Below are 22,007 nucleotides of genomic sequence, written 5' to 3'. Positions count from 1 at the left end.
TTTCAAGTTTGATTTAATTTTAATATAAGAGCACTTTATTTATGGAAATCAAGAAAGTAGTAGTAATCGGATCTGGTACAATGGGAAGTGGGATCGCAGCTCATTTGTGTAATGCAAATGTACCTGTCACTTTATTAGACCTTACTACAGAGATAAGTGAACAGGCAAGAGAAAGAATTAGAAAATCAAGACCACCTCTGTTATTTGATAAATCAAAAATAGTTAATATTGATGTTGGAAATATTAATGATAATTTTAATGTTGTTAGTGAAGCAGATTGGGTTGTTGAAGCCGTTGTTGAGAGAATAGATATTAAACATAATATTTACGAAAAAATTTTTAAAGAAAGAAAAGCTGGATCTATAATATCATCTAATACATCCTCAATACCAATAAGTGTACTTTCAGAAAAATTATCAGCTGAAGACAAAAAAGATTTTTGTATCACCCATTTTTTTAATCCTGTTAGATATATGGATTTACTTGAAATTGTAAAAAGTGAAAACAATGATCTAAATAAAATTAATTCACTAAAGAAATTCTGTGAAATTAGCTTAGGAAAAGGTGCAATAGTTTGTAATGATACCCCAGGCTTTTTAGGAAACAGAATAGGAGTTTTTGCAATGCAAGTTGCGATGACAGAGGCTTTTAAAATGAAATTATCCATAGAAGAAGCTGATGCTGTTTTTGGAAGACCAATGGGTATCCCCAAAACTGGAGTATTTGGATTATATGACTTAATTGGAATAGATTTAATGGCCGATGTTTTAAAAAGTTTTATTAAAGAGTTGCCAGAGTCAGATGAATTTCAAGAAGTAGCAAAAGAAATACCACTAGTAAAAAAATTAATTGAAACTGGGTATACAGGACGTAAAGGCAAGGGTGGCTTTTATAGAATGAATAAAGTTGATAATAAAAAAATTCTTGAAGCAATTAATTTAGAATCTGGTGAGTACTATCCTGCTCAAAAAATTAATATTAAGTCTGATAAAGTAGATTTAAAAACATTAATCAATAGAGATGACAAATATGGAGAATACGCATGGTCAGTTATCTCAAAAATTATTAATTATTCTTCTTCGTTAGTACCAGGAATTACAGATGAATTTAATGACATTGATGAAGCAATGCGACTTGGATTTAATTGGAGCAAAGGACCATTTGAAATGTTAGAGGAAATTGGTGTTTCTAATTTTTTTAGTAAGTTCAAAAATTATAAAGGAAATAAATTTTTAGAGAATTTAGCTGAAACAAAAAATGAAAATTTTCATGGAATAAGACAAAAATATACAGACATTGAAACTTTAGGAAAAGTTAAAAAAACGGTATCAAATATTGACGGTAATAGCTCAGCATCTATTTATAGATTCAATGATTACAATATTGTTGAATTTACTACTAAAGCAAATGCTCTTGATTATGACTCAATGGATGCTTTAAAAAAAGCTACTGATAAACCTTTAATAATTATTAATGAAAGTATGCAATTTTCTGCTGGAGTAAATTTAAGCTATACTATGGAATTTGCTAAAAAAGGTGACTTTAAGTCTATAGAAAAATTTGTTGGATACTTTCAAGAAACATGCAAACATCTTAAGTATTCTGATCATCCTGTAGTATCTGCTCCTTCAGGTTTAACTCTTGGTGGTGGATTTGAGGTAATGGTTCAAAGTAATTTCGTAGCATCTCATACAAATATTGTAGTTGGACTAGTCGAAACCATCGTTGGTCTAATACCAGCAGGAGGTGGGTGTAAGGAAATGTTAGCAAGATGGCTTGATACAGAAGAGGCCAAAAATGATCCTAATTACGCCCCATTGAAAGTTTTTGATATTATTGGTTACGGAAGAACAGCATCTTCTCCAGTTGAAGCAGAGCCTATGAAATATTTGAGACCTGAAGATAAAAAAATAATGAATAGAAATAGTCTTTTAGAAGTATCAAAAAAAATTTTAAACAATAACAAAGACTTTAAAGCTCCCTTCGAGACAGAATTTAAACTTCCTGGAAAAGTAGTTAAAGAAGAGATGAATAAAATTTTAGAAAAACTATACAATGACAAGGTTATTCTTGATCATGGTTTATTAGTAGCTCAAGAATTGGCCCATGTCCTAAGTGGAGGAGACACCACAATAGATAAGACATTATCAGAAGATGATCTTTATAAATTAGAGCTAGACTCTTTTATGAGATTGATAGAAACCAAACAAACTCAAGATAGAATTAAACACACTCTTTCAACAGGAAAACCTTTAGTTAATTAGTCTCTAACATTCTAAAAGTGTTTATATAATCAGGTCTAAGTACATAGATTGCTTTATTCCCTGTTTTTATTTTCTTAAGAATATCTATACCAAACTTTACTTTTCCAAGTGGAGTATATTCCCCTTGATAAATTGGGATATCTTTCAAGGTAATAAAAAATTCACTATCTTCAGAGTCAAATTCTGTTGATCTTGCAAAACCAACACTACCTTCAGTAAATTCAAAATCATCACTAAGTTCTGATTTTAATAATCCTAATCCTGATTTTCCACTTCCAATTTTTGAGTAATCTAAATATTTAATGTTTCCAAATTCAATATCACCAGCTTGTACTAAAGTATTTTCAACTACCTTATAGAAAGCTGAGCCATCATACATTTTTTTTTCAATTAATATTTTAAATCTTTCAACAGCTTTTGGAGAAATTTCAGGATATAATTCAATAATAACATTTCCACATTCTAAATTCATTACTGCAATATTATCTGGGTTTTTAAAGTTTAATTTTTTTAAATTATTATTGTCTATAAATAGACATTTATTTTTTAATAAAAAAAAAGACGAAAAAGCTGAAACAGCTAAAACTATTAAAAAAATAAATAAAATTTTTTCTGAGTTTGAAGCTTTAATTGATTTAATCATAAAATATTTTCATCAATTTTAGATATGTTTAATTTAATAAAATTAACTTTATTATTTAATATAGGGTCATTTTTTATTTTCTCTTCAATCAAATTTTTATTAACCATTAAAAAAGAAAAGATTTCAGCCATATCTTCTGATGGTATTGATTTGGAGTATTCTGTTAAAAAACCATTGGTATTTTTATATAAATCTAAATTTAATCTATCTGAGCAAGTAGAGCATTCAGCATATTCAAAATCAGTATTATTAAATAAAGAAAATTTCTTATCATTAAAATCATCCTCATAACTATCTTGAATCATGTGAAAAATTTCATGATGAATCATTCTTTCAAAATATTTTTCGTTAAAGTTTATATCTAATATTAAAGTTCTATTTTTGTTATCTGGTACTCCACCAGTATTAATGTTCGAAATAAATAAACCTTCACAAAATACAACGTATTTTAAATTTATTTTTTTAAGAAATTTAGAATTGTATCTTTTAATATTTCTCTCAATGATTGGAAATTTTGTATTTAGATTTTCTTGATTTGTCTTATTGCAAGTAATGTTGTCATCTACTCCTATTTTAAAATCTCCCTTTGCATTTAAATAACGGATATTGTTCTCATTTTTTAGTTTATAGATTTCTAAGTTCGGAATTTTGATTAGATTGTATAATTCATCAGCATTTACATGTGAAAACTGAAATATTAAGATGAATAAAATAATAATTTTCATTAATTTATTATAGACGAATTAGATTAGATAATATTATCTTAGATTATTAAAAAATGAAAAAAGAAAGAAACAAAAATCCTATTCAACCAGTTAGTGGAACAAAAGTACCTCGATATGCTGGTCCAAGTACTTTTGCAAGATTACCAGAATTAAGAGATGTCGAGAGCTGTGATGTAGCGATTGTGGGTGTTCCTTTTGATGCTGGAACCAGTTATAGACCAGGAGCGAGATTTGGTCCTCAGAGTATAAGACAAGCATCTAGACATTTAAGAACAAATTATCATCCAAGTTATGATGTGGAGCCTTTCAAAATTCAACAAGTTGCAGATGCCGGTGATATTTCGTGTAATCCATTTAGTATTGATGAAGCTATTAAGCAAATAGAAGAGGGAGCAACTGATTTATTAAATAAAGTAGGTGGAATAATTAGTTTAGGCGGTGATCATACAATTGCAGTGCCATTGTTAAGAGCGATTAATAAAAAAAATAAAGGACCAGTTTCTTTAGTTCATTTTGATGCTCATTTAGATACTTGGGATACTTATTTTGGTGCTCCATATACGCATGGAACTCCTTTTAGAAGAGCAAGAGAAGAAGGTTTATTTTTAGATGATGCCTCAATGCATGTAGGAATTAGAGGACCTCTTTATAGTAGAGATGATATTAAAAATGATGAAAGTTTTGGTTTCAAAATAATTCACTGTGATGAATTTCAAACTGAAGGAACAGATAAAATTGCAGAAAGGATTAGAAAAAGAGTAGGAGATAATCCACTTTATCTATCTATAGATATTGATGTGTTAGATCCAGCTTTTGCACCTGGTACAGGAACACCAGAAATAGCAGGAATGACAACCAGAGAAATGGTAAATGTTTTAAGAGGGTTGTCTGGATTAAATTTAGTCTCAGCCGATGTAGTGGAAGTTTCACCTGCATACGATCATGCAGAAGTAACATCCCTTGCAGCTGCTACAATTGTTTACGAATTAACAAATTTATTTGCAAAAACATAAAGAAAGGATAACGTCAAAACATGTTAGATAAAAAAAATTTTTATATTAATGGTGCTTGGGTTAAACCAAATAGCGCTGAGGAAATTAAAGTAATCGATCCAGCTACAGAAGAAAACTGTGCTGTAATTTCTTTGGGAAATAAAACAGATGTTGATTTAGCAGTTACTGCAGCAAAAGATGCTTACGAGTCTTGGGCCTTTTCTTCTAAAGAGGAGAGAATTGCACTATTAGAAAAACTTTATGAAAATTATAAGAAAAGATGGGCAGATATTGCAGAAGCTATAACTCTTGAAATGGGTGCTCCAAAAGATTTTGCTACAAAATTGCAAGCAGGAACAGGAGCAAGTCATATTAAATCATTCATCAGATATTTAAAAAATTTTGAATTTGAAAAACCTTTAGGAGAACACGCTCCTAACCAAAGATTAATTTATGAACCAAAAGGTGTTTGTGCATTAATAACGCCATGGAATTGGCCAATGAACCAAGTTTGTTTAAAAGTTATGCCAGCAATTGCTTCAGGTTGCACAATGGTGTTAAAGCCATCAGAATTAGCGCCACTTTCATCTATGATACTTGCTGAAATTATTGATGAAGTAAAATTTCCAAAAGGTGTGTTTAATTTAGTTAATGGTGATGGAGCAACAACAGGTGACGCTCTTACAAGCCATCCGGATATTAATATGATTTCTTTCACAGGTTCAACAAGGGCTGGAGCTTTAATCTCTCAAAATGCTGCTAAAGATTTTAAAAGAGTAAGCTTAGAGTTAGGTGGAAAAGGAGCAAATATTATTTTTAAAGATGCTGATCCAGAAGCAATTGAACGAGGTGCTTTAAGATGTTTTAGAAATTCTGGACAATCTTGTAATGCTCCTACAAGAATGTTGGTTGAAAAATCAATGTATGACGAGGCTATAGAAAGATTAAAAAAATATACTGAAAGCTTTGAGGTAGGTGATCCTAAAAAAGAGGGTGAACATATAGGTCCTGTTATTTCAGAAACTCAATACAATAAAATTCAAACTTTAATCCAAAAAGGTATTGATGAAGGAGCAAAATTAGTTGCTGGAGGAGTAGGTAAACCTGATGGATTGGACAAAGGTTACTTTGTTAAACCAACTGTTTTTGCAGATGTAAATAATGATATGGATGTTGCAAGAACTGAAATTTTTGGACCTGTTTTATCTGTTATCCCATTTGAAACAGAGGAAGAAGCAATTAAAATTGCAAATGATACTTCTTATGGATTAACAAACTATATTCAAACTCAAGACTCTGAAAAAGTTCAAAGAGTTGCTAGAAAATTAAGATCTGGAATGGTAGATGTTAATGGAGCTGGTATTGCTGTTGATGCACCATTTGGAGGTTTCAAACATTCTGGTATCGGTAGAGAAGCTGGCGAACATGGCTTAGAAGAATTTTTAGAGGTGAAAGCAGTAGGTGGTTGGAGTTAATTTACTGATTTATTTTTTACACCTTCTAAAAATTTAAGGCATTTTTTCATCTCATTTAATTCTATGAACTCATCGATTTTGTGGGCTTGTTCTATAGATCCAGGTCCACAAACAACTGTGCTAATTCCTAGTTCTTGAAATAAACCAGCCTCTGTTCCAAAAGAAACTACTTCCCTGGAATTATCACCAGTTATATTTGATACAAATTCACATGCCTCAGACTCGTCCAATCTATTAAACCCAACCACTTCACCAATTGTTTCTTTTTTAATATAAGAATCTGGAAATACTTTTTTCATTTCTGGTAAAAGTACTTCATTTGCATATTTATCAATTTCATTTGTTACAAATTCTCCATCCTCTTTTGCAACTGGTCTTGTTTCCCATTCAACACTACATTTGTCTGCAATAACATTATGAGCAATACCACCTTTAATGCCTCCAATTGATAAAGTTGAATGTGGAGGATCAAAAATACTATTTTCTTTAACTCTTTTTTTTAGTTGTTCTCTTATCTCTAAAAGTTTTCCAACATATCTAGTTGCATATTCAGCGGCATTTACTCCCAAATGTGGTTTTGAACTATGTCCTGCTAGTCCTCCAAAGTGAACTGTGTATTCATTCATACCTTTGTGGGCATCAATAATTTTCATTGTAGTTGGTTCACCAATTATACAAATTCCATTTTTGATATCTCTTTTTTTCAATTCCTCTATCAACAGGGGAGCGCCAATACATGCAGTCTCTTCATCAAAAGTGTAACAGAAATGCAAATCTCTATCTAAATTACTTTCTTTAAAGATTGGTGCATAAGCAAGTGTACATGCAATAAAACCTTTCATGTCACATGAGCCCCTTCCATAAAGCTTATCGTTTTTAATTGTTGCAACAAATGGATCGCTGCTCCAACCTTTAGAAACTGGAACCACGTCAGTGTGTCCTGATAGTATGATTGGTTTTTTTGTACTTTGGTTTTTTGCTTTTAAAGTTCCAAAAAGATTTACTCTTTTCTTATCATCATCGTAAACTTTAAAAGTTTCTATTCCAATGCTATTTAAAATGTTTTCACAATAATCAATTAAATTACTATTATCTTGTCCTGAAACAGTTTTAAATGCTATTAAGTCAGTTAAAATCTTGATTGATTTTTCATATAAATTGTTATCTATACTCATAAATTTAAGACACTATATTATATTATGATTAAAGAGCAAATTACCTATGACATTTTTGACAAAGTAGATATTAGAGTTGGTACTGTAATTTCAGTAAAAAAAAATGAAAAGGCAAGAAAACCATCTTTAGTAGTTGAAGTTGATTTTGGAAGTGAAATTGGCATTAAACAATCATCAGCACAAATTACTCATTATTATAATGAGGAGAATTTAAAAGGAAAACAAGTTATTGCAGTTTGTAATTTTCCTGAAAAAAATATTGCTGGTGTAGTTTCACAAGTATTAGTTTTAGGAGCAATTGATAATGAAGGAAAAGTTACACTTGTGCACCCATCGCAAAAAGCTGAGAATGGTTTACCAATCGCTTAGCAATGCATCCTGAAATTCTCTCAATAACTTTATTTGGAATTGTTGCTGCATTTACACCTGGTCCTAATAACTTTGTAGCTTTTTATTCAGGTTTTAACTTTGGTATACTTAGAACGCTTCCGCATATAATCGGGGTTACTCTAGGTTTTCCATTTTTATTATTATGCCTAGCTTTAGGTTTGATAAATATATTTAAGCTTTACCCTCTAATTCAAGAAATATTAAAATACTTAGGAACTCTTTTCTTGATTTATTTAGCTTATAAAATTTCTTTTTCAGGTCCATCAAACCAAGAAAATAAAAATAAAAATCCAATTAAATTTCATGAAACTTTTATTTTTCAGTTTTTAAATCCAAAAGGTGTTATCGCATCTATTATTCTTGTATCAACTTATATTAATCCGGGTGAAACATTTGTGAGTTATACGACTCAAATTCTTGTTATGGCTTTACTAGTTTCAGTAACGAGTATAACTCTTTGGACATTTTTGGGTAAATTCTTTAGGAAATTTGCGACAAATCAGAAATTTATTAATTATTTTAATTATGCTATGTCACTGCTTCTTTTAACAAGCATAATAACTTTTTATTTATAAAATATGACACCAGGAAACAAAAATTCTTACAATTCACTAAAAAAAATTAGCATCAACAATAAAGAATACAATTATTACTCATTAAGCGAAGCAGAAAAAAATGGACTAGATGGGATTAATAAACTTCCAAAATCTCTAAAAGTTTTATTAGAAAACTTATTGAGATATGAAGATGATTTGAGTGTTACAAAATCTCAAATAGAAGCAATTAAAAATTGGTTGGAAACAAAAAAATCAAAAACTGAAATTGCATATAGACCTGCAAGAGTTTTACTCCAAGATTATACAGGAATTCCTGCTGTTGCAGATCTAGCTGCAATGAGAGAGGCTGTTAAAGAAAAAAATAAAGATCCAAATACAATCAATCCATTATCAGCAGTTGATCTTGTTATTGATCATTCTGTTCAAGTTGATCAATCTGCAAAAGCAGATTCATTTGAAAAAAATGTAGATATAGAATTCAACAGAAATGGTGAGAGATATTCATTTTTAAAATGGGGACAACAAGCATTTGATAATTTTAGAATTGTTCCTCCAGGAACAGGAATTTGTCATCAGGTAAATTTAGAATATTTATCTAAAGTAGTTTGGTCTGAAGAATTTAAAGGTGAGAATTATATATTTCCAGATACTCTTGTTGGTACAGACAGTCATACAACGATGGTTAACGGACTTTCTGTTTTAGGCTGGGGAGTAGGTGGCATTGAAGCAGAGGCGGGAATGTTAGGTCAGCCTATATCTATGTTGATACCAGAAGTGATTGGTTTTGAAGTTAAAAATAAAATGCCCGAAGGTACAACGGCAACAGATCTTGTTTTAACAGTGGTTAAAATGTTAAGAGATAAAGGTGTTGTTGGAAAATTTGTAGAATTTTATGGAGATGGATTAAAAAATCTAACCCTTGCAGATAGAGCGACAATTGCAAATATGGCTCCAGAATATGGTGCTACTTGTGGTTTTTTTCCTATAGATGATGAAACTTTAAAATATCTAAAATTTTCAGGAAGAGATCAGTACACAGTTGATGTAGTTGAAAAATATGCGAAAGAACAAGGGTTATGGGCAAGTAATGATTTAGAATTTACTGATGTAATTTCATTAGACATGTCTACAGTTGTACCAACTATATCTGGTCCGAAAAGGCCTCAAGATAAAGTTTTGTTAACTGATGCACCAACTTCATTTAAAAAAGTTTTATCTGAAGCAACTAATAAAGATCAAAAATCAATATCAAAAGTTTCAAATACTGATTATGAAATTCAAGATGGTTCAATTTTAATTGCTGCTATAACTTCATGTACCAATACTTCAAATCCAAATGTTTTAATTGGAGCGGGCCTGCTTGCTAAAAAAGCTGTTGAGTACGGATTAGAAGTTAAACCATGGGTCAAAACATCATTAGCACCTGGATCTCAAGTAGTAACTGACTATTTAGAAAAAGCTGGTTTAAATACTTATTTGGATCAATTAGGTTTTAATTTAGTTGGATATGGATGCACTACTTGTATTGGAAATTCAGGACCATTACCTGAAAATATAGTAGAGGCAATTCAAAAAGAAAATATTCATGCAGTTTCTGTGCTATCAGGAAATAGAAATTTTGAAGGAAGAATTTCTCCTCACATCAAAGCAAACTATTTAGCTTCTCCACCACTAGTAGTTGCTTATGCAATTGCCGGACATATGGAGTTTGATTTATACAAAGAACCTCTTGGAAAAAGTAAAGATGGGAAAGATATATTTTTAAAAGATATTTGGCCATCAAATCAAGAAATAGAGGATACTTTAAAACAATCTTTGAATGCTGATATGTTTATTCAAAGATACTCAAATGTTTCTGATGGTCCTACTCAATGGCAACAAATTAAAACTGAAAAAAGCAGTATTTACAAATGGGATGAAGGATCAACATATGTAAAAAAACCTCCGTTCTTTGAAGATTTGTCTGATGAACCAGAAGGATTTAAAGAAATTAAAGATGCAAGACCGTTATTAATATTAGGTGATATGATAACAACAGATCACATTTCACCAGCTGGAAGCATACAAAAAGATAGTCCGACTGGAGAATATTTTATGGAACATCAAATTTTACCTAAAGATTATAATTCTTATGGCTCAAGAAGAGGGAATCATGAAGTTATGATGAGAGGAACTTTTGCAAATATTAGAATTAGAAATGAAATGGCACCAGGAACCGAAGGTGGATTTACAAAATTATATCCTGAAGAAAAAGTAATGCCCGTTTATGATGCAGTTGTTGAGTATAAAAAAAGAGGAACTGATTTAGTAGTAATAGGTGGTAAAGAATATGGAACTGGCTCCTCAAGAGATTGGGCTGCTAAAGGAACTAAACTTTTAGGAGTAAAAGCAGTTATTGCCGAAAGCTTTGAAAGAATTCATAGATCAAATTTAATTGGAATGGGAATTTTGCCACTACAATTTAAAGATGGAGAAAATAGAAAAAGCTTAAATTTAGTTGGCTCAGAACTAATAAGCGTAGTTGATATTGAAAAAGGCATAAATCCTTCTGATGAAGTTGTTATAGAGATCAAATATATCTCTGGAGAAATTAAAAAAGTAAAGACTTTATCTAGAATAGATACTAAAAATGAGTTGGAATATTATAAAAATGGAGGAATTCTCCAATATGTGTTAAGGAACATGATTTAATATGGATGAAGATTTATCAATAATAAATGCAAATACTAGAAACGAAAAAATTAAGAATTTTTTTGTAAATAACAAAAAACTACTAATTTCTTCAGTTATAATTTTAGTCTTAATAGTAATAGGTGTTTATAGTTATGATAGATATACAATAGACAAAAAAAGACAGATATCTGATAATTTTAATGCAATCACGATCGATCATTCAGAAAGTTCTAAAGACATAACTTTAAATAAATTACTAGAGATAATTAATCAAAAAGATCCAACTTATTCTCCACTCTCTCTTTATTTTATAATTGATAACAATCTCCTTTCTGATCAAAGCGAAGTTAATAAATTATTTGATGTCATAATTGACGAAACATCACTAGATAAAGAAATTAAAAATTTAGTTATTTATAAGAAGGCACTATTTAATGCAGATCAGGCAAGTGAAGCTGATTTGTTAAATATGCTAAACCCATTAATTAATTCAGAAAGTGTATGGAAATCACATGCATTATATTTAATGGCTGAGTATTTTTATGCACAAGATCAAAAACAAAAAGCAAAAGAGTTTTTTCAACAAATAACAACTTTAGAAAATCCAAATCCAGATATAAGAATTGAATCAGAGAAAAGATTAAACAGAGATTTGAGTGAATAGACTATTAGCATTATTTATTACATTTTTTCTTCTAAATAACTGTTCTTTGAATGAAAATTCAAGAATTTGGAAAGATAAGGAAAAAGATTTATCAGAACAAGAAAATGTAAAACAAATTTTTGCAGAGGAAGAAGTAAAAGCATCTGAATTTAATCAAGAAGTTAAACTTGATTTATCTGGATTGAGAACAACCAACAAAGTAATAGATAATACCAATAACTACGGTGCCCAAAGTTATGAGGGCCAACTAGAAAAAATAAATAGTTTTAAATTTTCAAAGTTAGACGAAATAAACAATCTTAATTACAAGCCAATTTTTTTATCAGATGGATTAATTTTCTTTGATAAAAAAGGTACCATAATTAGATATGACAATAATAAAAAAGTGTTATGGAAAAAAAATCATTATTCAAAGTCAGAAAAAAAATTAAGACCTAAGTTAAATTTTGCAGTTAACGAAAATAATATTTTAATAACAGATAGCATTGCGAAATATTATTCAATTAATCTTGAAAATGGTGAATTGAATTGGTCAAAGAATAATACCTATCCATTTAATTCAGATATCAAAAGTTATAAAAATAAAATTTTTGTTGTTGATTATAAAAATACTTTGAGATGCTATAAAATTGAAGATGGATCAGAATGTTGGAATTTACAAACTGAGGATTCTTTTACAATATCAAATACAAAATATTCATTAATTATAATTGATGAAATGGTGGTATTTAGTAACTCAATTGGAGATATCACGGCAGTTGATATTGAAACTGGATTAATCACTTGGCAATTACCAACTCAAAGCAGCAGCATCATAAATGAAACTTATAACTTTAAAATATCAAAACTAGTATCAGATGGAAAATCTATCTTTTTTTCAAATAATAAAAATGAATTTTATTCAGTGGATGTAAAAACAGGAGTAGTTAATTGGATAAATGAGTTAAATTCAAATATTACTCCAATAATTACTGGCAATTTAATTTTTACAGTTTCAAATGATGGATATTTGTATGTAGTTGAAAAAAACAAAGGCAACATTCTTAGAATTACAGATCTTTTTAAAAATTATAAAATTAAAAAAAGAAAAGAAATTGAACCAGTTGGCTTTGTGATAGGGAATACTAATTTGTATTTAACAAATACTGACGGAAAAATAATAATTGCTGACTTAAGTGAAGGAAAAGTTTTAAACGTAGAAAAAATTTCTGGAGATATTGTTTCAGAGCCATTTATATTTAATAATAATTTGTATGTAGTTAGAAACGGTTCTATCGTACAATACAATTAAATATGATCTTGAAATTTTTAGAAAAGATCGGAAGAAAAAAAGTAGTTCTAGACAGAGGACCATCACACCCAAAATTTGAAGAAGTAAAACCGTGGATGAATAGATATTATGTGATATTCAGAAATAGACCTAAATGGTTTCCATTTAATATATTAATTCACGAAATGTTAGATGATGACCATGGTGATGGGGTGCATAACCATTTATGCCCATACATTACAATAATTTTAAGAGGAGGGTACTGGGAAACAACAAAAAATGGAAGGTTTTGGAGAAAGCCTGGATACATTGGTTTTAGATCGGCAAATGCTTTTCATAGAGTTGATTTAGAACCAGGCACAAAACCAATGACAATATTTATTCCAGGACCATTTGGTTTACGAAAAGGACCACGATCAGAATATGGTATCGATTTTAAAACTAAAAGAAGTTAATGGCTCTACCTTTTGAAAAAGAATTTATATCTCACTGTAAAAAAAAAAATTTAGAAATTAATCCTAGCCAGATAGATTTAGTAAAAAAATTACAAGAATACTACGAGGGTAATTTCCAATCCTTAATATCAAAAATTTTTCAAAGCCAATCTTCTAAAAAAGGATTTTATTTATATGGTGATGTTGGTGTAGGTAAAACAATGATTTTAGATTTCTTTTTTGATCAATTGGATCATAAAAAATTAAGATTACATTTTAATGAGTTTATGTTGAGTTTCCATGAATTTGTTCATGAAAGAAAAGGTAGCAACCAAGAAAATATTATTAATGAATTCGTTAAAGATTTAAAATCAAAAGCATACATAATTTACTTTGATGAGTTTCAAGTAACCAACATTGTTGATGCTATGATTTTAGGAAAATTATTTGATCAAATCTTCAAAGAAGATATAAAAATAATTGTAACTTCAAATACTAAAATCTCTGAACTTTACAAGGATGGTCTTCAAAGGGATCAGTTCAAACCATTTATAAAAATAATGGAGGAACAATCCTTTCAATACAAACTTGTAATTGAAGATGACTATAGAAAATCTAATAATTCTCAAGATAGATACTTTTTTCCACTTGATGAAGAAACTAATTTTAAAATAAATAAATTTTTTAGAACTATTACTAAAGATAAAAATAAAACTGAGAAAATAATTAATGTAAAAGGAAGAAATTTTAAAATAGAAAATTTTTATGAAGGGGTGGCTAGATTTGATTTTAAAACATTATGTGATCAGAATTTAGGCGCAGAAGATTATTTAGAAATTATTAAAAATTGCGATTTTATAGTAATCGATCAAATACCACAGTTTGATAATTTTAATTCTAACCAACAGCAAAGATTTATCACTTTATTAGATATAATTTATGATAATAGTGTTCCAATTGCAGTAACAGCTAATCAAAGTTTGGATAAATTTACATCATCAAAACTATTAGAAAAACCATTTGAAAGAACAATCAGTAGATTATACGAATTGACATCTAAAGTGATGAATTCATGAAACAAGAATTTTTTAATCTTCAAATAAACACAAATGGTCAAAAGTTATATGAATTTACAGATCAAACTCTTAATTGGATAAATGAAAATAATTTTAAGAATGGAATTTTAAATTTAAGTATTCAACATACAAGTGCGTCTTTAATTGTGCAGGAGAATGCAGACCCAGATGTACAAACTGATTTGATTAAATATTTTGATAAGTTAGCACCAATGGATAATTCGCTTTATGTTCATACAACTGAAGGTAAAGATGATATGCCAGCTCATATAAAATCTGCATTAACGAATAATCAAATTTCACTTAGTATTAAAAATAAAGAATTATTGCTGGGAACTTGGCAAGGTCTCTATCTGTTTGAACATAGATTGGAGTCTCAAAAAAGATCTATAATTCATCATTTTTTGGGAGAATAAGTTATTTTTTCTTCAAAGATTGAAATGCATCCAATGCAGCAGCTCTTGCTTTTTCATGAATAACTATTGGTTGTGGATAGTCTTTACCTATGATTGTTTTGATAGCCTCTTGATACTTGACTTCCATTTCCCAAGGTTTGTGAATAAATTTTGCAGGAACTCTATTTAATTCAGGAACCCATTTTTTTACATAAATTCCTTCCTTATCAAATTTTTCACCCTGAAGAATAGGGTTAAAAATTCTAAAGTATGGCGCAGCATCAGCTCCACAGCCCGCAACCCATTGCCATTGAGCTACATTATTAGCTTTATTAAAATCAAGTAAGCAATTTCTAAAATGTTTCTCTCCCTCTATCCAATTAATTCTTAAATGTTTTACCAAAAAGGATCCTACAACCATTCTAATTCTATTATGCATCCATCCCGTTTCGTATAATTCTCTCATACCAGCATCAACTATCGGATAACCTGTCAAACCTTTTTTCCACGCTTTTAAAAACTTTTCATTTTTAGACCATGGGAATTTATCAAATTCTTTTCTAAAGTTGCCTTTTAAGAATTCAGGAAAGTAATTAATTAGACTATGAGAAAACTCTCTCCAACCAAGTTCATTTATATATTTTCTATATCCTATTCCTTTTGATTTTAGCTCACTACACTTTTTCCAAATTGTATTCACATGTATTTGACCAAATTTTAAATATGGGGATAACCTAGAAGTACCATTTATAGAAGGGATATCTCTATTAGTCCCATAATCTTTAATTTTATTTTCTAATAAATCTTTTAAAATTTTTTGAGAATCATTTTCAGAAACTTTCCAATATTTATCAAATTTTTGATACCATTTTTTATTTGGTAAAATATTTTTGAGATCTAAAGAATTCTTAAAAAAATTGATAGCTTTAGTTTTCTTTTTTACAGTGTAATTTTTACTTGGCGGTTGATTTAGATAAATTTGTTCAGCAGTTCTCCAGAAAGGTGTAAATACTTTAAATGGAGTACCATCATTTTTAGTCACTTCTTGAAATTCATTTAAAATATTTCCTTTAAAATATTTGTATTCTATTTCGTTTTTAATAAATACATCTCTTATTTTTTTTCCTTTAGATATTACATCTGGTTCATAAATTTTATTCCAATAGACACATACATCATCTTTTTTTTTAAGCTTTGAAAAAATATCTAACTCATCACCTTTTAAAATTTCTAGATTGATTTTAAATTTTGAAAGTTCTGTTTTTATTGACTCTAATGATTTAAATAACCACCATTTCTGAGCTTCTCTTTTATTATCAAATTCATTATCGTTATAAATATATAACGCAATCACATTCTCATGATTATTAGTTGCAAAGGAAAGAGCTGGATTATTATCAATTCTAAAATCTTCTCTAATCCAAAATATTCCAGTGCTTTTCATTATAATTATTTTTGATTTACTAATTTTTGATACATTTCTTGATCGGTATCACCCTCACAACCAAAAATTAATACATTAGAATTTTCATTAAGATCAATTTTTGTCTTAATTGCTTCATCTTCACAGCTTGCAATTAAACTAATTACACCTGGTGCAGCATTTTCACCTGCAATTATACTATCTTCACTAAAGCTTGCATTTCCAAGTAATTTCATAGTTTTTGCAATATCATCGTCAGGTAAACTTATACAGTGTTTAACTGAGTTTTTTAAGATTTCCCATGGCACAAGTGACACTTCTCCACACGACATCCCACCCATTAAACTTTCTCGTTTAATATCAATTTTTTCTATCTTTCCAGTTTTAATGCTTTCCATAACACAAGCCGCACTATCAGGTTCCACAACAATTATCGTAGGAATATTATCTAGGTATCTCGCTATCCCAGCTACCATTGCACCAGCCATACCACCGACACCAGCTTGTAGAATAATATGAGAAATTTTTTCATTTTTAATTTGTTCAGCTATTTCCTTCATCATTACTGAATAACCAGCCATTGTATACTTAGGTACTAGCATATAATCTTTCCAAGCAACATCCTGAACAATTTGCCAATTATTTTCTGTAGATTGTTTTATGCATTCAATCAAAGAATTTTCGTAATTGCCTTTAACTTTTATAACTTCTGCACCAAGTGCTTCCATAGCTTTGCCTCTTGCATCACTTACAAATTCACTTATGAAAATTTTACATTTTAAACCTAATCTTTTTGCACCCCAAGCAACAGATCTACCATGGTTTCCAGCTGTAGCAGTCGCTACGACTATTTCTTTATTTCCTTTAGTAACTTTTTCAACTGCATAAGCTCCCCCTAAGGCTTTGAAGGATTTTAAATTAAATCTTTTATTTTCATCTTTATAAAAAATATTTTTTAAATTTAATTCTTTTGTTAATTTGTTTAATTTAATTAAAGGTGTAGGAGAGTATCCTTCCCATTTCGAGATAGAGTTGTACGCATCATCCAGGTCTTTTGAAGTTAATGAGTTTAAAATTTGATCTTTATCAAATGAATATTTTTTATTATCTACAAATTCAGTTAATTTCCATTGATGACCATTAGATAAAACAGTCATTGTTTCAACAATCTAGGGTGTTGTCTTTTTCCCACTTAGTTACAGGTTTTCTCTTATTAAAAGTTGATGAGCTTTTGAAATTTTTAATTTCAGATCTTTTTAATTTTGTATAGCTAGCAATAACATCTTTACCAAAAGCATTTGATAAAGATTTACTCTTTTCAAGCATTTTTATGGCTTGTTCAATATCATTAGGTAATTTTTTTAAATTAGGATATTTTTTAAAATCTTCGTACATGTTGCAGTGAAGTGGTTTTCCTGGATTTAGCTTTTTATTTATACCTTCTAGACCAGCAGCAATTATTCCTGCTTGTAACAAATAAGGGTTAGCAGACCCATCCATTAATCTTAATTCAAATCTTCCTTGATCCGGTATTCTGATCATGTGAGTTCTGTTATTACCTGTATAGGAAATACTGCTTGGTGACCAAGTTGCACCAGATTTTGTTGGTGGTGCATTAATTCTTCTGTAGCTATTTATTGTTGGATTAAAAAAAGCAGACAAAGCTTGAGTGTTATTCATTATACCACCTAAAAAATTGTAGGCTAATTTACTAAGCCCAAGATCATCTTTTTTATCTAAGAATTTATTATTTTTTCCATTCCATACTGATACATGCGCATGGCAACCATTACCTGTTAAATTATGAAAAGGTTTTGGCATGAATGTTGCTCTTAAACCATGTTTTTCGGCTAAACTTTTAACCATATACTTAAAGAATACATGCCTATCTGCTGTGACAAGTGAATCTGAATAATCCCAATTCATTTCGAATTGACCGTTTGCGTCTTCATGGTCATTTTGATATGGCTTCCATCCCATAGCAAGCATACAATCACAAATCTCTTTGATTAATTCATATCTTCTCATTAATGCAGACTGGTCATAGCAAGGTTTAGATTGGATATCTCTTCCATCAGCTATTGAATTTCCATCTTCTGATATTAAAAAGTATTCACACTCAACGCCTGATTTCATTTGTAATTTTTTTTGAGACATTTTTTTAATTTGCTCTTTAAGCATTACTCTTGGTGATGCCTTTACTGGTTTACCATCCATATATAAATCTGATGCTAACCAACCAACTTCTTTATTCCATGGCAATTGAATTAAACTTTCTGGATCAGGCACACCGAACATATCACTATCAGCTGGTGTCATATCTAGCCATGTTGCAAATCCAGCAAATCCTGCACCATTTTTTTGCATTTCACCAATTGCTTGGGCAGGGACTAATTTTGATCTCAGAACTCCAAATAGATCTACAAAACTAATTAAAAAATATTTTATTTTTTTTTGCTTTGCAATTTGAGATAAATTTTTTGGCATAATTAATCCTACTTGTTTAAAAAGTTGAATTCAATTATTTTTTTCCTGGTATCCAATCTGTACCAGCTAATGGAACCCTTGCCATTGCTGCAGCCTCAACAGTTAGTGCCGCCAAATCCTCAGGTTCTAAGTTTCTTACATCTGATTTTCCATTAGCTCTTGCCAATGTTTGCAACTCTAAAGTTAAAGTTGTTAAATAATTCTTAATTCTTTTTCCACCTTCTATTGGGTCTAATCTTTTTTCTAATTTAGGATCTTGTGTTGCAACTCCAACCGGACACTTACCTGTATGACAATGGTGACAATATCCAGGTTCAGTTCCTAGTTTTTTATAATCATCAACATACAATTCAGCATTACAATTTAGAGCCATCATTGCTGCTGATCCAATAGATACAGCATCAGCACCCAATGCCATTGCTTTTGCAACGTCAGCACCAGTTCTTATTCCTCCAGATACAATTAATTGAACCTTTCTATGCATATTTAATTCTTTAAGTGCATCAACCGCTTCTCTTAAAGCTCCTAAAGTTGGAATTCCAACGTGTTCTATAAATACATCTTGAGTAGCTGCAGTTCCTCCTTGCATTCCATCTAACACCACTACATCTGCACCAGCTTTTACTGCCAATGTTGTATCGTAATAAGGTCTAGCAGCACCTACTTTAATATAAATTGGTTTTTCCCAATTAGTTATTTCTCTTAATTCTTGAATTTTAATTTCAAGATCATCAGGACCTGTCCAATCAGGGTGCCTACATGCACTTCTTTGATCTATTCCCTCAGGTAAAGTTCTCATACCCGCTATTCTTTTGTTAATTTTTTGACCAAGAAGCATTCCACCGCCGCCTGGTTTAGCACCTTGACCAACAACAACTTCAATAGCATCAGCTTTTCTTAGATCATCTGGATTCATTCCATATCTTGATGGCAATAACTGATAAACCAAATATTTTGATGAACCTCTTTCTTCTTTAGTCATACCACCATCACCTGTTGTTGTAGAAGTTCCCATTGCAGAAGCACCTCTTCCAAGAGCTTCCTTCGCATTTGCTCCTAAGGCCCCAAAACTCATTCCAGCAATTGTAATTGGAATGTTTAATTCAATTGGTTTTTTGGCAAATCTGTCTCCTAAGACTACTGAGGTATTACAAGTTTCTCTGTAACCTTCTAATGGATATCTTGACATTGATGCTCCTAAAAAAACTAAATCATCAAAATCTGGAACCTTACGTTTAGCTCCTAAACCTCTTATTTGATAAATTCCTTCATTAGCAGCTCTTTGTATCTCTTTAATAGTTGAGCTTGGAAATGTTTTAAATTCTTTAAGATTTTTTTTCATTTAATAAGATCCAACGTTATCAATTTTAAAATTATATAATTTTCTAGATGATCCATATCTTTTAAAAGTTTTAGGGTCTTCTGAAATATTAAGTTTTTTGAATAGTTTACTTAATTCATCTATATTTTTTTTATCCATTTTTTTTTCAACACAATCTGCACCTAAGCTTTTAACTTTACCTTTTACAAATATTTTAGCCTCATAAATCGAATCCCCTAGATCAGAATCTGCATCACCCATCACAACAAGATTTCCTTTTTGAGCCATGAATGCTGACATATGACCAACAGAACCCTTTACAACAATGTTAATACCTTTCATTGATATTCCACATCTAGAGCTTGCATCACCTTCAATAACCAATACTCCTCCATGACCTGTTGCACCTGCAGATTGAGATGCATTTCCTTTTACAACAACTTGACCTGACATCATGTTTTCAGCAACGCCAGTTCCTACATTTCCTTCAACTGTAATATTTGCTTTTTGATTCATACCAGCACAGTAATATCCAGTATGTCCTTTAATTTTAATATCTATATCATCTTTTAATCCTGCACATATAGCATGTTGCCCTTGAGGATTTAAAATTTCAAATTTTCTATTATTTTTTTTTCGATCAATATTTTGCAGATGATTATTAACCTCTCTAAGTGTTTTTTTATTTAAATCAAACTTCATATTTTACCAGTGATAAACCACACCAGGTTTTGGTTCAAAAATTTTAGCTGAGTTTACATTTGGAAGATGAGCCATTGCTTGAAATTCTGATGCGACTGCAACATAATCTTTTGTTTCAGCAACAACTGCTGGCTTACAAGCGATTTCATCTCTTAACAATGCAAAGCCATTTTTTGTTCCTGCTATAAATGTATAAAAACCATCAAGATCTTTTAAGCTATTTTTTAAAGTTTTTTCTAAATCTTTCCCTTTTGATATTTGATTTGAAATATATCCTGCTGCGACCTCAGTATCATTTTCTGAATTAAAATTTTGACCTTCTTTGATTAGTGATCTTCTTACATTGTTATGGTTTGATAAAGAACCATTGTGCACCAAACATTCATCTTCTGAAGTAGAGTAGGGATGAGACCCTTCAGTTGTGATTGCACTTTCAGTTGCCATTCTTGTATGTCCAATTCCATGTGTTCCAGAAAAAGAGGAAAGTTTAAATTTTTTAACTACATCTTTAGGATTTCCAGTTTGCTTAAAAATATTAATACTTTTTCCGTAACCAACCAAAGAAACTTCAGGTATTTTTTCTTTTAGTAAATTAAGAGTTTTAGCGGGTTTCTCTCTTGTTTCTAAAACTACATGATCTGAGTAGTTATTTAATTTTATTCCTTTTAGATATTTGGATATTTTTTTTTTAAATTCGCTGAATTCTAATTTGTTAAGACAAATTGAATATTTATAATTTTTATTATTTTCTTTGGTGTAAATTGCAAATCCTGCACTGTCAGGTCCTCTTGTTGCCATACCATCTAGCATTCCAGATAAAAATTTACCTAAATGTTTTTCGTATTTTTTTGTTTTTAAATAAATTCCAACTATTCCACACATAATTTCTTAAGATTATTTAAATAAAGATATTAAAAAATCCTTATAGTAGATTAGATTAACCACTACAATAATTATCACAGCAGCTATAACTCCGTATTTCGCCTTAGGAAAAGCTACCCCTCTCATTTTAGAGGGTCTTAATTCTTCATTATTTTGATCTTTCATAATTTTTTCCAAAAAAAAAGGCGCCACAAATTATGTGACGCCTTCTTTTAATTTTAATTACCAATCAGTAATATTGCTTTTATGGTCGTTAGCACCATGTTTCTTTTTAGCTAATCTTGAAAGTTCATCACTCTCAGATTTTGCAGTCAAGACATGCCAACCAATCCATAAGATTACAGCAATGATTACTAGTATTCCTTCACTAGATCCAGCACCAGGGTAAACAGCACCAACCACTTCTTCAGCTGGCTTGTTAAGGTGATCTATCCAGTTTGTTACTGTAGCCATATATTT

The 22,007-nt window shown here is 30.1% G+C and carries 22 protein-coding genes; 11 read left to right on the top strand and 11 right to left on the bottom strand.

What is annotated here, in order from left to right:
* Positions 1–41: 41 nt before the first annotated feature.
* A complete protein-coding gene (locus tag ACTTAR_RS06805) occupies positions 42–2,264 on the top strand; it encodes a 3-hydroxyacyl-CoA dehydrogenase NAD-binding domain-containing protein (protein ID WP_440698096.1) in 2,223 nt (740 codons plus the stop codon).
* On the opposite strand, the gene ACTTAR_RS06800 is transcribed toward ACTTAR_RS06805, so the two are convergent.
* Entirely contained in the window at positions 2,257–2,907 is a 651-nt protein-coding gene (locus tag ACTTAR_RS06800; RefSeq protein WP_440681041.1) for a peptidylprolyl isomerase, read from the bottom strand. The two genes, ACTTAR_RS06805 and ACTTAR_RS06800, sit on opposite strands and share 8 nt — an antisense overlap.
* Entirely contained in the window at positions 2,904–3,632 is a 729-nt protein-coding gene (locus ACTTAR_RS06795; protein ID WP_440681040.1) for a putative zinc-binding metallopeptidase, read from the bottom strand. The genes ACTTAR_RS06800 and ACTTAR_RS06795 overlap by 4 nt, the downstream gene beginning before the upstream one ends.
* Positions 3,633–3,685: 53 nt before the next feature.
* On the opposite strand from ACTTAR_RS06795, the gene speB reads away from it, so the two are divergent.
* Together speB and ACTTAR_RS06785 are read left to right on the top strand one after the other, a co-directional pair.
* Complete coding sequence (gene speB / locus ACTTAR_RS06790; protein WP_440698095.1) at positions 3,686–4,645, top strand: agmatinase; 960 nt, start codon at positions 3,686–3,688, stop codon at positions 4,643–4,645.
* Positions 4,646–4,665: 20 nt separating this feature from the next.
* Positions 4,666–6,099 carry an aldehyde dehydrogenase family protein gene (locus ACTTAR_RS06785; RefSeq protein ID WP_440681038.1) on the top strand — a complete coding sequence of 478 codons (1,434 nt, stop codon included), beginning with the start codon at positions 4,666–4,668 and terminating at the stop codon, positions 6,097–6,099.
* Here ACTTAR_RS06785 and argE read toward each other — a convergent pair.
* On the bottom strand, positions 6,096–7,274 hold the full coding sequence (gene argE / locus ACTTAR_RS06780) for an acetylornithine deacetylase (protein ID WP_440681037.1): 1,179 nt from the start codon (positions 7,272–7,274) through the stop codon (positions 6,096–6,098). The two genes, ACTTAR_RS06785 and argE, sit on opposite strands and share 4 nt — an antisense overlap.
* 27 nt (positions 7,275–7,301) lie before the next feature.
* Here argE and ACTTAR_RS06775 point away from each other — a divergent pair, with 27 nt between their 5' ends.
* Genes ACTTAR_RS06775 through ACTTAR_RS06740 form a run of 8 tightly spaced genes read left to right on the top strand, consistent with a single transcriptional unit; the run spans position 7,302 to position 14,754 of the window.
* A complete protein-coding gene (locus ACTTAR_RS06775; RefSeq protein ID WP_440681193.1) occupies positions 7,302–7,643 on the top strand; it encodes a tRNA-binding protein in 342 nt (113 codons plus the stop codon).
* Positions 7,644–7,645: 2 nt separating this feature from the next.
* Positions 7,646–8,239, top strand: coding sequence for a LysE family translocator (locus tag ACTTAR_RS06770; protein ID WP_440698094.1), 594 nt, complete (start codon positions 7,646–7,648; stop codon positions 8,237–8,239).
* Between the two features lie 3 nt (positions 8,240–8,242).
* Complete coding sequence (gene acnA, locus ACTTAR_RS06765; RefSeq protein ID WP_440698093.1) at positions 8,243–10,912, top strand: aconitate hydratase AcnA; 2,670 nt, start codon at positions 8,243–8,245, stop codon at positions 10,910–10,912.
* 1 nt (position 10,913) lies between these two features.
* The gene (locus ACTTAR_RS06760; RefSeq protein ID WP_440698092.1) at positions 10,914–11,558 is read left to right on the top strand and encodes a hypothetical protein; all 645 of its coding nucleotides are present in this window, start codon (positions 10,914–10,916) and stop codon (positions 11,556–11,558) included.
* Positions 11,551–12,849: a PQQ-binding-like beta-propeller repeat protein gene (locus ACTTAR_RS06755; protein WP_440698091.1), complete on the top strand. Its 1,299-nt coding sequence runs from the start codon at positions 11,551–11,553 to the stop codon at positions 12,847–12,849. The genes ACTTAR_RS06760 and ACTTAR_RS06755 overlap by 8 nt, the downstream gene beginning before the upstream one ends.
* 2 nt (positions 12,850–12,851) lie before the next feature.
* Positions 12,852–13,283: a hypothetical protein gene (locus ACTTAR_RS06750; RefSeq protein ID WP_440698090.1), complete on the top strand. Its 432-nt coding sequence runs from the start codon at positions 12,852–12,854 to the stop codon at positions 13,281–13,283.
* Positions 13,283–14,338, top strand: a complete 1,056-nt coding sequence (zapE, locus tag ACTTAR_RS06745) for a cell division protein ZapE (RefSeq protein ID WP_440698089.1) — start codon at positions 13,283–13,285, stop codon at positions 14,336–14,338. Before ACTTAR_RS06750 ends, zapE begins: the two co-directional genes overlap by 1 nt.
* Entirely contained in the window at positions 14,335–14,754 is a 420-nt protein-coding gene (locus ACTTAR_RS06740; RefSeq protein ID WP_440618148.1) for a secondary thiamine-phosphate synthase enzyme YjbQ, read from the top strand. Before zapE ends, ACTTAR_RS06740 begins: the two co-directional genes overlap by 4 nt.
* A 1-nt stretch (position 14,755) precedes the next feature.
* Here ACTTAR_RS06740 and ACTTAR_RS06735 read toward each other — a convergent pair whose 3' ends face one another.
* Genes ACTTAR_RS06735 through ACTTAR_RS06700 form a run of 8 tightly spaced genes read right to left on the bottom strand, consistent with a single transcriptional unit; the run spans position 14,756 to position 22,001 of the window.
* Positions 14,756–16,177: a cryptochrome/photolyase family protein gene (locus ACTTAR_RS06735; protein WP_440698088.1), complete on the bottom strand. Its 1,422-nt coding sequence runs from the start codon at positions 16,175–16,177 to the stop codon at positions 14,756–14,758.
* Positions 16,178–16,182: 5 nt separating this feature from the next.
* Positions 16,183–17,313: a diaminopropionate ammonia-lyase gene (locus ACTTAR_RS06730; RefSeq protein ID WP_440698087.1), complete on the bottom strand. Its 1,131-nt coding sequence runs from the start codon at positions 17,311–17,313 to the stop codon at positions 16,183–16,185.
* A gap of 4 nt (positions 17,314–17,317) precedes the next feature.
* Positions 17,318–18,643 (bottom strand): type III glutamate--ammonia ligase, encoded by a 1,326-nt coding sequence (gene glnT / locus ACTTAR_RS06725; protein WP_440698086.1) that lies wholly within the window; start codon positions 18,641–18,643, stop codon positions 17,318–17,320.
* A 34-nt stretch (positions 18,644–18,677) separates the two neighbouring features.
* Complete coding sequence (locus ACTTAR_RS06720) at positions 18,678–19,985, bottom strand: FMN-binding glutamate synthase family protein (RefSeq protein ID WP_440698085.1); 1,308 nt, start codon at positions 19,983–19,985, stop codon at positions 18,678–18,680.
* Positions 19,986–20,666: a protein glxC gene (locus ACTTAR_RS06715; RefSeq protein WP_440698084.1), complete on the bottom strand. Its 681-nt coding sequence runs from the start codon at positions 20,664–20,666 to the stop codon at positions 19,986–19,988.
* 3 nt (positions 20,667–20,669) lie between these two features.
* Positions 20,670–21,548 carry a class II glutamine amidotransferase gene (locus ACTTAR_RS06710; protein ID WP_440618154.1) on the bottom strand — a complete coding sequence of 293 codons (879 nt, stop codon included), beginning with the start codon at positions 21,546–21,548 and terminating at the stop codon, positions 20,670–20,672.
* Between the two features lie 12 nt (positions 21,549–21,560).
* A complete protein-coding gene (locus ACTTAR_RS06705; protein ID WP_440634356.1) occupies positions 21,561–21,713 on the bottom strand; it encodes a hypothetical protein in 153 nt (50 codons plus the stop codon).
* 57 nt (positions 21,714–21,770) lie between these two features.
* Positions 21,771–22,001, bottom strand: coding sequence for a hypothetical protein (locus ACTTAR_RS06700; RefSeq protein ID WP_440618156.1), 231 nt, complete (start codon positions 21,999–22,001; stop codon positions 21,771–21,773).
* Positions 22,002–22,007: the final 6 nt, after the last annotated feature.

This window comes from Candidatus Pelagibacter sp. HIMB1709 (genome assembly GCF_052047635.1).
Classification (GTDB): domain Bacteria; phylum Pseudomonadota; class Alphaproteobacteria; order Pelagibacterales; family Pelagibacteraceae; genus Pelagibacter.
Note: the sequence above shows the minus strand (reverse complement) of the source record. Positions and strands in the feature narration are given on the sequence as shown.